Origin of the sequence: Rhizobium sp. RCC_161_2, from assembly GCF_041355235.1 — a bacterium.
GTDB lineage: Bacteria > Pseudomonadota > Alphaproteobacteria > Rhizobiales > Rhizobiaceae > Rhizobium.
Map to the genome: position 1 here is coordinate 33523 of NZ_JBFUPL010000006.1, position 13357 is coordinate 46879.

Sequence of the window (13357 nt, forward strand, 5' to 3'; positions counted from 1 at the left end):
TGAATGAAGATAAACAGGCGCTAGGAGGCGCTTATTGTGTCCAGCAAGTCTTCAAGTTCGCGACGCAAGCGTCGCTTTTTATCCCCGTCCGAAGACGCGGACTGATCCGATGAATTGAATGATGGAGACGGTGGTAGAGGAGGCGGACTTGAGTGGACCCAATACCGTTCCATTGCGAACGGGTAGGTAGGCGCACTGACCTTTGGCGGCATGTCGTCGCCATAGAGATGCTTCCAGGCAATATCCTGGCCCGTCACCCACCGTGCGAGGATAGCCTCGTAGTCGCCATCCGCATATAAACGTGCCAGCGGGCGTTCCGGATTGGCGTCGGTACCGGCAACAGAGTTCGAGCCCGAACCCCAATGGATACCGTCCGCATTCTGCCACTCAGTCAGCAGCAGTCCGAGTTTACTTTTCATGTCATCGACCGAATAGGCGACAAATCCCAGCCGATGTTTCATCTGGTCCCTTCCTGTCTGTAGCGTGCAGGCGAGCTTGACCAGATCGGCGTGGGTGAAGACACCCTCGGCCGAATGGCGGGTGACCACCTGCGACAGCTTTTCCGCAGAGGCTTTCAGCCGGTCCTGATATTTGGCCGACAGGACGATCATGACGGGTGGCTCTTTGCCCGGGGTCGCGGCTGCCGACTCCTGCGCAGGGATATATTCCTCGAGCACCACATGGGCGTTCACCCCGCCGAAACCGAACGAGCTGACACCGGCGCGCAACGGTATCTCGTTGCCTTCGGCATCGGTGAACCGCTCCCATTTCCGGGTTTCCCTGACGATGTGGAATGGGCTGCCCTGCAGGTTGATGAGCGGATTCACCTCATCGCAATGCAGGCTCGGCACCAGGGTCTTATGCTTCATCTGCAACAGCACCTTGGCGACGCCGGCAACACCCGCGGCAAGCTCCAGATGGCCGATGTTGGTCTTGACCGATCCGATACCGCAGCGGGCCGCATCCCCGTTGGAAGCCGCCGCATAGGCGTTCAATTCCTTGAACGCTTCCTGCATGCTGTTGACTTCGATCGGATCACCAAGCGGCGTACCGGTGCCATGCGCCTCGATATAGCCGATGGTTCGCGGATCGACATTCGCCTGGGTCAAGGCCGCAACCAGCAGATCTTTCTGTGCCTTGGGATTTGGCGACGTCAAGGTGTTGCCCCGTCCGCCGTGATTGATCGCGGTCGACTTGATCACACCGTAGATGTGATCCTTGTCTGCTTCGGCTCGCGACAATTGCTTGAGTATGAGAATGCCGACGCCTTCTCCTCGAACATAGCCATCCGCCTGACCGGAGAAGGTCTTGCAGCGGCCATCCTTGGCCAGCATACCCGCCTTGCTGAAACTGATATGGACCTGGGGAGAGAACATGCCCTGAACGCCCCCGACGATCGCGATATCGGCCTCGCCGCTCCTGATGGAGCTCACGCCCCGGTGCATCGCAACAAGGGATGAAGAGCAGGCGGTATCGACAGGCTCGCTCGGACCATGAAGGTTAAGAAGATGGCTGATGCGGCCGGGCGCGATCGAAGACACGGTGCCGATGACCGTCTGCCCGCCGATCTCGGCGCCGGAACTTGCCAATAAGTCCGCATAGCCGCTATTGCCGACGCCGACGAACACGGCCGTCTTGCTTCCGGAGAGGCTTGCGGGCGCATATCCCGCATCTTCAATTGCCGTCCACACATGGGTCATGAGCAGGCGGTGGCAGGGATCCATCAGCTCGGCATCCTTGGGCGATATCCCAAAGAACAACGGGTCGAAGTCGCCACTGCCGGCAATGAAACCGCCCCACTTTCTGTCAGTCTTATTCTTTTCGGTGGCCGGGTTGCCGTAAAACTCCTTCCAGCTCCAGCGCTCAGCCGGGATTTCGCTGATGCAATCGCGTCCCTCCGCCAGGTTCTGCCAGAACTCATCCAGATCCTCCGCCATCGGGAATTTTCCGCTCATTCCGATGATCGCGATGTCTTCGACAGACGCTTCCCGCTTTTGCGTGTGTTCGACGCCGTCATCCGAAAAGCGGGTCCGATACGGCGCCGAAAGCCGAGGCAGCGGCGTCACCGGAGCAATCCCATGCCCGTCGGTAACGGCCTCATGATGGTCAGGCCGAGCAGTGGTCAGCGCGCCGTCGATCCCGTCTTGTTCGCCCGCAAGGCCCTGAAGGAGGCTCGCATGCTCTTCAAGCAGGTACGCCGCTAGGCTGCTGATGCTGTTATATTCGAAGAAAACCGTCGGCGAGATCGCATCGGCGCTTCCCGGCTTCAGCTTGTACAAGACATTGAGTTTATTACTGAATGTGGTGAAGGAAATCGAATCGAAGCCATAGACGCCGAACGGTTTGTCCTCGTCGATTTCGGCAGGCCGCATCTGAATCTGTTCGGCGGCGATCGCCTTAATCTGCGTCAGCAAAAGCTTACGCATATCCTGCGCATTGAGAGGCGCGGAGGCCGGGCCTCGGCGGCTGTCTAGGTTGGAGGCTTGCGCGGGCAATTGAGCTTCCTGCTTCAGGTAGCTGGCTTTCATTTTCGTCCTGTCGCCTTCCAGCACGACAACCTGCGCCTCTTCGGTATTCAGGGCCTGATGGAATGCCCGGACCCCCGACGCAGTCTGCAAGGGGGCCACGCCCGTGCCATCCCATATCGCGTTCTGGTGTTCCTCATCGGTCTGCATGCCGCCTTCTTTCCAAAGGGGCCAGTCGATCGAGACCGTCTTGCCGCGTCGCTTGCCCAGCTTGCGCAGGCTGTTCCGATAGAGGGCAAAAGCATCGAGGAAGGTATTGGCGGCGGCATAATCCGCCTGTCCGATACTGCCGAACACGCCGGATACCGAAGAAAACAGCGCGATGAAATCGAGGGGTTCATCCCGGGTGACGTGATCGAGAGCAAGCACTCCGCTGACTTTCGGGGCGAATACCGCCTGAATGTCGTGGGCAGTTTTGTTCACGATCAGGGCATCGCGCAGCAGGCCGGCGCAATGCAGAATGCCGTTGAGCGCGCCGAATTGCTGTTTGATCCGCTCGAACACCTGCCTGGCGCCAGCGGGCGAGCTGATATCCGCCTGCCAGTAGGCGACCAGGCTGCCGTCATGGCAAAGCGCGTCGAGGGCCTGTTGCTGTTCCGCGCTGATCGTCGTGCGCCCGGTCAGGATGATCTTCATCCGCTTACCTTGCAGCAGCAGGTCTTTCGCGAAAATCATCGCCAGCTTTCCCGAACCGCCGGTGATCCAATAGACGCCGTCCTGCCTGATCAATTCGGCGGAATCGCTTGCCGGCGGAGCAATCTCGACAAGGCGCTTGGCCCGACGCTGAAGATCAGCGGTGTAGTGCACATGGACGTGGCTGAAATCGCTCCCGATCTCGCGCCTCACAAGCGCGGCGAGCGCATCGGACGACCGTCCTTCCATGCGCTCGATCGAGACCAGCCTGCCCCTGAACTTTCTGCTTTCCTGCCGCGCGGTGGTGAACAAGCCGTTCAGGGCGGAATGGAAACAAGCGTCCTCGCCGCCCGGCGCCAACACCAGCAGGGTGAGCCTGCTCCCCCAGTTTTGCTGGATCAGATCGAAGCAAAGCTGGAAATTTTCCAGGATGTTTCGCCCGAGAACGGAAGCATCCTGTTCATCCTCTGCCGCGCGGGGCAGGTACAGGACCTGGCATCGGGGCGAGATATCGGCGGCGTTGATCACCCCCTGATCGACACCCGCCAAAATGACGATTTGTGTTTCATCGGATGGTTCATGCTTGCTGTCGGCAACCACGTCGATCGGCTGGTCGGCCCAGGCGGCGGAGAGATACAGCATCTCCAGCCGTTTCTGTCCGGCTGCCTTGCCCACATTGAAATCGGCGGTGGCGAGCTTTCTGGCGCAGAACTCTCGAATGGAAACACACACGTTTCCGGCCTCATCGACGATGTCGATATCGTATTTGACGACGGTGCCCCCAGGCTTTCCTCCCGCACTGAAACGGACATGTGCATATCCATTGAGCGGGGTCTTTTGATAGACATCGATGCGTTTGACGAAGAAGGGGAGGTAGCCGCCGGTCTCGCCGGGCTGCAGGATCAGGCTGTCGGTTATCTGAAACGCGGCATCCATGATGCTGGGATGAAGATGGTATGCATCGGCATCGGGGAACCTGTGTTCCGGCAGCCGCAATTTCGCCAATGCCTGGTTCTCGTCTTTCCAGACGGTCTCGATCACCCGGAAACTCTTGCCGTAATCGGCCCCGAGACCGTCAAGGACGGAATAGAACTGGGGTTGCGAAAGGCTGGGACCGCAAACCGCCCTGATCGCCTTGATATCTATCGTCTCAATGCGGCGGTCCGGTCTCTCCTCATATGTCAGGAACCCCTGACTATGGATCATAGGCGCGGACGGATCGCCGCCTTCGCTGAAGACTTCGTAGCGAATATGCTCCGCCTGCGGAGCAAGGTTCACGGAGATCCGGCAGTCGCCATCGTCCACGATGATCGGCTGCATCCACACGATATCGTTCAGCGACGTGATAGCCCGCTTGGCGGATGCCTGCGCCGCAAACAGCGTCATTTCCAGATAGGCCACGCCGGGAAGGATTTTTCGTCCTTTCAGCACGTGTTCGGCCAGGAAGAATTCCCTACCGTGAAACGCGGAGGTAAATTGCTGCCGATAAAAATCGGAGACGTTCCGGTGTACCAGCGGATGCAGGGCGTGCTCGCGGAGCGGAGTGAGGGCCTTCGGGACGTGCTGCTTGTGATGATACCGCTGCTGCGCGAATTGATAGGTAGGAAGCGATACGCGGCGTGGACGATACCCCTTGTGGAGTAATCGCCACTCCACCGGGACCCCCTTGGCCCAGATTTTCGCCAGCTGACGCAGCTTGCCCTTCTGGAGCCACATTCCGATCAATTCGCCGGCATCATCGTCTCTTTCGATTAGATCGAGCACGCCATCCTTGTGGCCCATGTCCCCCTGAAAAATACCTTGTACGTTTTGATCGTCCCGAACGAAACGAGACAGGCCGTCGATCAGTTCTTCGACACTGGACACGACAAAGGCCACCCGGCTTTCCATCGCCTTCCGGCCCACCTGCAACGTGTACGCCACCTCGGTCAGATCAGGCTTTTCATGCTCGTCATTCTGAAGGAAGGTGAGTAGCGCCTGGGCGTAGGCACGGAGCCTGTCCTTGTTTTTCGCGGACAGGGGAATGACGGTTAGGACCGGAGCCGGATATCCGGGCCTGGGATCGGTTCTACTCCGATATTCCTCCAGAATGGCATGAGCGTTCGAGCCGCCTATGCCGAAAGAACTCAGCGCCGCCCGTGCCGGGAAATCCCCCTCGCTCCATGCCGCGTCCTCTTGCTGGACATAGAATGGAGAGCGCTCGAAGTCGATTTGCGGGTTCGGATGGCTGTAATTGATCTGCGCCGGAAACTTTTGATGGTGCAGGCTCAACGCCAGCTTCATGCAGCCCGCCAGACCAGCAACAGTATCCAGATGACCAATATTGGGTTTGACCGAACCGATACCGCAGAACTGCCGTTTGTCGGTATGGCGTTCAAACGCCTCCCTGAGAGCCGCCACTTCGATCGGATCGCCGAGGGCTGTCCCGGTCCCGTGCGCTTCCACATAACGAATGGATTCGGGATTGATGCGGGTTTGCTCCAGAACGTGCTGGATGACGGATGCCTGGCCCGTGACGCTTGGAGCATAAAAGCCGGCCTTGTCATCGCCGTCATTGTTGATTGCGATACCGCGAAGCAGACAATAGATGTTGTCGTTGTCCCTGACGGCATCGACGGCGCGCTTGACCATGATCACGCCGATACCTTCGCCGGCGATCATGCCGTCGGCCTTGGCGTCGAAGGTCTTGCAATGGCCGTCACTTGAGAAATTCAGGCCGGGCTGATGGATGTAGCCTGCCTCGAAAGTGCTGAATAACGTCGCGCCGCCCACAAGTGCATAATCGACATCGCCCGACTGAAGCGCCTGATTGGCTAGGTAGAGACCGCTCAGCGAGGAAGAGCAATTGGTGTGCACGAACATGCTCGGCCCCTTCAGCCCGAGCTGATAGGAAATCATCGTCGGAATGCTGCCGCCCTGGGCAAAAATCCAGGATACGTAGTCTTCGGCATTTTCCATGACCGCGGCCTGCTCGAGACCCATTTGGGAGAGCGAATTATAGAGATTGTTGCTGGCCGACATGAACACGCCGGTTCTTGGAATAGCGTCCGTCGTGTAGCCGGCATCCTCGATCACCTTCCAGGAATGAAGCAGCAACTGACGAAATTGCGGGTCCATCAAAGCCGCATTGCCATGGGAAATCCGGAAAAAGTCCGGATCGAAATAGTCTTTCCCCTCCAGATTGAGGGCCACGGGAACATAGGCCGGATTGTCCAGAATATCGGCGTCGGAAACGGATTGCGCGGCTTCGTCTGCGGCAAGGAATGTGACACTCTCCTTGCCCTCTACCAGATTCTTCCAGAATTGCCGGTGGTCCTGCGCGCCGGGGAAATGACACGAGATGCCGATAATCGCCAGGCTCGTCTGATAGTATTCGGGAAGGTCTCCCTGAGCGTTCAGTTGCTCGCTGGAAACGAAGGAAACAATCGCATCCGGCGCCTTGTTCACCGCAGCGCCATTCTCCGTCGTCAATGTCTCGAAATACTGGCTGATCTTCTCGACGCTCGGATATTTGAACAGATCCGTAACGGTAAACGGGCGCTGGAATTTCGCGGCGATCCGGTCTGCAAGAATGGTCGCCGAAACGGAATTCCCACCAAGTTCGATAAAGGTGTCGCCAGCCTCAATCCCCTCGACGCCAAGAACCGAACGCCAGATTTCCAGCAACGCCTGTTCCAGATCCGATCGCGATTGCGGCCGCGCCAGCTGGACGTCTTTGTGCAAATGGATATCTCGGTCCATCAATGCCCGCCGGTCGATCTTGCCGTTCAGCGTCATGGGCATCCGGTCGAGAGAAACAAAGAAGGCCGGGATCATGTAGCCGGGCAGTCCATCTTTCAAAAATGCCTTGAAGTCGGGAGCTTGCCGGGCCGGACGGTCTTGCCGGGCAGGAACGTAGAAGGCGATCAGGCGCTTCACGTCCCCGCGATCCTGAAGGATGACGACGCTTTCCTGTACGGCCGGATGCTTGCTGAGGTGACTTTCTATTTCGTCCAGCTCGATACGGAAGCCATTGAGCTTTACCTGGAAATCAATGCGCCCGAGATATTCAAGCTCCCCGTTGGACATCCAACGAGCCAGATCGCCGGTGCGGTAAAGTTTTGTGCCGGGCCCAAACGGATTGTCGATGAACTTTTCGGCAGTGAGCTCGGGTCGGTTCCAATAGCCCAAGGCCAGCCCATCTCCGGCAATACAGAGCTCTCCGGGCACGCCGACCGGATTGAGGCGGTTGAACCTGTCAAGCACATAGACCTGGGTGTTGGCTATCGGCCTGCCGATGCTCGCAGGCTCGTCCCCTTTCAGCTGTTTGACGGTCGACCAGATGGTGGTTTCCGTCGGACCGAAGAGATTCCAGAGATCACTGTCGGTATCATGGAAGCGCTGCCTCAATGACGTCGGCAAGGCCTCGCCACCGCAAAGAATCTTGATTTTCTCTTCGTTACGCCAGCCCGCATGAAACAGCATGTTCCATGTCGACGGCGTGGCTTGCATGATGGTCGGTTTCGTCTGCTGCAGCAGTTGTTTCAGCTTTTCGGCATGCTGAACGGTGGCGGTATCCGCGATGTGGCACTGACCGCCGACGATCAGAGGCAGGAACAGTTCGAGACCGGCAATATCGAAACTATAGGTGGTGACGGCCAGCAATCTGTCATCCCTGGTCATGCCGGGAGCCTTGGCAACGGACAGCAGGAAATTGGTGAGGGCCCGATGCGGGATCATGACCCCTTTCGGCCGGCCGGTGCTTCCGGAGGTATACATGATATAGGCCAGTGCCGGGGCAGTCGGGTCCCCAACCTCACGCGGGGCAACCGGCTGCTGCGCCGGCCATGGTTCATCCAATGCGATGATCCTGGCCTTGGATGGAGCGTCCTCCGCCTGCGTGGCGTTCAGCAATTGCGATACCTTGGGCTTCAAGGCTGTCTGCGTCAGGACGATATCGGCCTGGCTGTCTTCCAGAATATATTTCAGGCGGGTTTCCGGAAACGCCGGATCGAGCGGAATATAGGTCATGCCCGCCCGGAGAATCCCCAGCAAGCCGGCTACCATCTCGATCGAGCGTTCGACGCAAATGGCGACGCGCGCGTTGGAATGGCTCGCCTGCGCCTGCAGCCATGCCGCAATCTCCGACACTCTGTCGGACAGTTCCTCGTACGTGCATGAGCGATCCCCGTGAACCAGCGCGGTCGCCGCCGGCGCTTCCCGCACCTGTGCTTCGAATAGCTCGTCCACGGTTTTCGTGGCGGGATAGTCGATGGCGGTATCGTTCCAGTCACGAAGCAGGACTTGCTCTTCCGCCCCCGACAGCGACGAATATTCGTCCAGAGGTATGGCCGGCGCGGCCATTACCGCTTGCGCCAGATGGACGTAGTGATCAGCCATGCGCTCGATCGCATCTGCGTCATAGCGCCCGGACTGATATTTCCAGTGCAGGGCAAATCGCTCTTTTTCCTCGACGACTTCCAGAACCAGCTCGTACTCGCCTTCCTGCCGGATCCCATCGACCCATTGGAAGAGATGGTCCCAGCGGGCCATATCCTTCAGAATGTCCTGGTAGATGAATGCCGTTTGAAAGATGGGTGCGGTCTCTGCCGAACCGCCCGCCCCCAACGCCTGAACCAGGGCTGGAAAGGGGTAATGATGGATCATCCCATCGAGCATGGTCGCCTGAAGGGCATTCAGGAACGCTTCGAAAGTCTCACCGGCCCTGACGTGACTGCGCACTGGAACCATATTGACGAGGAAGCCGATGACATCGTGGTAACGGCCCTGATTTCTCTCGTTGACAGGCATTCCGACGATCAGATCATCCTGGCCGGAGTAGCGGCTCAGCAGAAGTTTAAACAGCCCCAGGAGGACGGTCGATTCGTAGATCCGGTGGGTTTCGGAAAAGCGTTTGATTTGCGCGCTCAGCTCGCGAGACAAGACACGGGTGTGGCTGGCACCGGCAAAAGGATTGTCCTGCAAATGTCGCGCAGGCGTGGCCGGCAGGTTCAACGCCGGCAATGGTTCCGCGAGCTTCGTCTTCCAGTAGGCCAAGCGCGTCTGGCCCTCGTCGCTCGTCAGAAGAGCGTTCTGCTCGCGAACGAAATCGTCATGCGTGGCGGACAGGGCAAGCAGCTCCGGTTCACGGCCCGCACACAATGCCTGATAGGCATTGAACAGCGTATCCATCATCAGCAGGATCGAATGGCCATCGAAAACAATGTGATGAACATTGATGAGAACGATGGTGTCTTCATCCGACAGCGAAAAGAGGAAAGTTTTGAACAACGGTCCCTGGTCGAGATCGAAGGCTTGCTTCGCCGTTTCGGAAAGCACCGCGCGGACCTGTTCCGGTTGATATCCGTGCAGATCCGCCTGATGGAACACAAGCTCGCGATCCGGCAGCTCGGCATGGCTCAGCGTGCCGCCGGACGCCTCAAATACCGCGCTCAGGATGGGATGCTGTCTGACGAGAAACCTGCACGCTTTCCGGAAAAGCCTGATATCGAGATGGCGGACGCGGAAGCAGACGGGGACATTGTAGGCGTTCATCTTCGCGAAACGCCTTTGCAGGGCCCACAATCCCTTCTGCCCTTCGGAGAGCAGCTTGCCTGGCGGCCGGGCTGTGTCTTGCGGCCCGGTGCCTTTCGGTTGTAACGATGCTGGCGAGGCTCCGTCCGACGGTATCCCCGGCTGGCGTTCGCCAAGCATGATCCGATCACATGCGTCGGCATTCTGGGCTGCCAGATAATCCGCCAGCGTCGCGATCGTGGCGTATTCGAACAGCAGAGCCGGGGAAAGCTGTATCTTCGGGCCCTTCCCAAGCGCGCTGATCAGTGCAACCACACCTGCCGAGCTCAGCCCCTGGTCGAAGAAGCGCTCCTCAAGCTCCACCTGGTAAATGTCGACGTTCAGCTGCTCGGCAACGACCTGCCGCAAGAGCAGCTCGACTTTTTCCCTGCCGCTCAAACCCGCCTCATCCGGGTCCGGCAGCCGGATCACGGACGACACCAGCTTGCTCTCGGTGGCGGCGATCCGGGCCGGCTGCGCCATCTCTTTCCGATGCTCCCGGCCAGCCTGGTTCTCGAATTGCCGGGCCTCGGCGCCGCCGAGCTGGCCATTGATCCAGTATCTTTCCCTGGCGAAGGGATAGGTGGGCAGGCTGACACGTCTCGGTTTCACGGACCCCCAGACCGTTTCCCAATCGACCGGAAAGCCCTTCACCCAGGCCTCCAGTATCTCCGGATACCGGCGATCCCGGGTCCAGCGCGCAATCTCATCCGCAAGTGCCTTGATCGATGGCGACGATGAAGACCGGCCCGTCTTGACCTGCCCGCGATGGACGTCAGCGAGCGGATCGGGGTCTGTCAGAAATACGCCCAGCATTTGCTTCAGCGCCTGCACGGATTCGGCAATGAACCCGAGCCGCTCGGCCTGTGCCTTGCGGCCGACCTGCAACGTGTAGGCCAGGCTGGCCAGGAGTTGACGCTCCGCGTCATACGTTTGATAAAGCGGCTCGGAGTCGAGATAGGCCAGCAGGCTTTCCGCATATGCCCGCAGGCGATCCGGATTCCGGGCGGAGAGCACGATCATCACCGGGCCGTCGAAATGCTTGAGCTGACGATCCGCCTCCGGTCCGGCGACATACTCCTCGACAATCACATGTGCGTTCGAGCCCGTGGCGCCGAAGGCGCTCAGACCGGCACGCCGCGGATGGCACCGCTCGCGGCCTCCATCAGATGGCGAAGGCTCCTCCCATGGCCGAGTTTCCCGCTGGAGATAGAAGGGCGAATTTTCCAGATCGATATAGGCGTTGACCGGATTGGCATGGAGGGAAGGAACAAGTGTCTTGTGATGAAGCTGCAGGACGATTTTGCTGAGCCCGCTGATGCCGGCCGCCGATTCCGCATGCCCGATATTCGATTTGACCGAGCCGATCGCGCAGAATTGCCGGTCGCTGGTGTGACGGCCAAAGGCCTTTATCAGCCCCTGAATCTCGATCGGATCGCCAAGTGCCGTTCCGGTGCCATGCGCCTCGAGATAGCTGATGCTTCGCGGATCTATGCCATTCTGCTCCAGGCATTGTGTCACCACATCGGCCTGCGCGACGGGGCTCGGCACATGCATGCCGTTCGCTTTTCCGGTGTGATTGACCGCGCTGCCCTTGATCACTGCATAGATATGATCCCCGTCTGCCTCCGCGCGGCGCAAAGGTTTCAGCAAGACGGCTCCGACGCCTTCGGCGGAGACGTAGCCGTCCCCGCCTTCACCGAAGGACCGGCATGTGCCATCGGAGGCATGCATGTCTTCCAGGCCGTAGCTCAGATATTTGTTGGGATGCAGGGAGAGATTGACCCCGCCGGCCAGGGCAACTTCGCTCTCGCCTTTCCGCAAACTGTCGACCGCCAGGTGCAGAGCCGTCAGCGAGGCGGAGCACACCGTATCGATTGCCATGGAGGGGCCATGAAAATCACAAAAATAGGAGACGCGATTGGCGATCGGCGCAAGGCTCAGGGATATAGGCAGCGGGTAGCCCTGATTATTGGCTTCCGCCGCGATAAAGCTATAGTCATTGTGCATGACGCCCACGAAGACGCCGACGGCCTTGCGCCTATTCGGCCCGACCGGCACAACGATATTGTCGGGCGTATAACCCGCATCTTCTAGCGCCTCCCAGCTCGCTTCGAGGAAAAGGCGCTCCTGGGGGTCCATGGTTTCCGCCTCCCCCGGCGATATCTTGAAAAAGGGCGCGTCAAAGCAGTCGACGTCGTCGACGAACCCTCCCCACTTCGACATCTGCCGGCCGGAAACGGAACGCAGCCCTTCGAGCAGTTGCCAATCCCAGCGCGTCTCCGGGATCGTGGAGACCGTGTGCTTGCCCGCCTTCAGATTGGACCAGAATTCGCGCAGGTTCTTCGCGCCGGGATAACGCCCGGACATGCCGATGATCGCGATATCCGTCAGATCCTGAGAAGCAGGCACACCGGGGCTTCTCACCCCCTCGGACGCCGTCGGCTCGGATGGTCCGGACGAGGGTGACGAGGGCGGCAGTTCGAACCGATCGAAACCGGCTTCGAGCAAGTGCTCCGACAGGGCCGCGACGTTGGTATATTCAAAAAGCAAGGTTGGTGAGAGTTGGGTGGACAGCCTCTCCTCGAGCGCCGATACGACATGCAGCAGACCGGACGAATTCAGGCCCATGTCGTAGAAGCTCACGGCCGGATCGATATCATCAGTCGCACCGCCCAGAACCGAAGCAACCGCTTCCTTCACGGACTGTTGGGCAACATTCACTGCGGGAAAATGCGTCCCAACGGAGATTTTCTCTCGGTTGTCTTTCGGTCCCGTATCGGTTTTGGACTGCCTTTCAGGATCGATGAAGCCCGCATCCCGAACCAACTTCACCGCGAAGCGGTTCAGCTCGGCGACTTTCAGACCGGCCTGATTGAAGAACGTCAAATCCATTGAAAGCAGTTCGCTGTTCCGGCTGACGGAATCATTCGTCACCCGGACAAAACACATGTCGGAAAAGCATTCGGAGGCACGAAAGGAATCGTAGACCAGCGGTAGGAACAGGCGGTCTTCGTCGTCGCCCAAAGCCGGGAAAGATGAGAGGGCGCCCACGGCACCGCCATCGACCAGCGTCGGATGGAACATGAATTCATCCGCATAGGCCGGCACGGCTGTCGGCAGGGAAACCTGAACAACCTGTTCCGCATCGTGACCATAGATCACGCCCGATGCCTTCATCAGACCGGAATGAACGAGTTCGCGCTCACTCAATCGACGATAGACGTCCTCAAGCGACGTCTGTGTTTTTGCACGCGACCTGACGGAATCAATGTCCAGACGCGTCTGAAAGCTGATCGGCTGACAACGATGCATCTCCGCCGTGACGTAGATTTTCGGCTCGCCGGCGGGCCGCTCGCCCTTTCCTCGACTCCGTCCCTCGATACGGATGCGCCACCCCCCCACTCCATTCTCAATGCAGCCGATGGTCAGTTGAATACTCTCTCGACCACCAACACGCAGAGGGGCATAGATCACCAGCTTTCGCAGCTCGAGTTGCGTATGCAGAAACCCCTTTTCCCGGAAAAACTGATAGATGAAATCGATATAGGCCAGCCCAGAAAGAACCCTTTGTCCATAGACATTATGGTGCTTTAGCAAGGGATGGTCGCCGGTGATGTAAAACTGCTTTTCCATTACAATTCTCC

At 58.8% G+C, this 13357-nt stretch carries 1 protein-coding gene; it reads right to left on the reverse strand.

Features of this window, described 5'->3' with window-relative positions; genetic code table 11:
* Window positions 1-20 precede the first annotated feature (20 nt).
* The gene (locus tag AB6803_RS16865; RefSeq protein ID WP_371110244.1) at window positions 21-13352 is read right to left on the reverse strand and encodes an amino acid adenylation domain-containing protein; all 13332 of its coding nucleotides are present in this window, start codon (window positions 13350-13352) and stop codon (window positions 21-23) included.
* Between the last annotated feature and the right edge of the window lie 5 nt (window positions 13353-13357).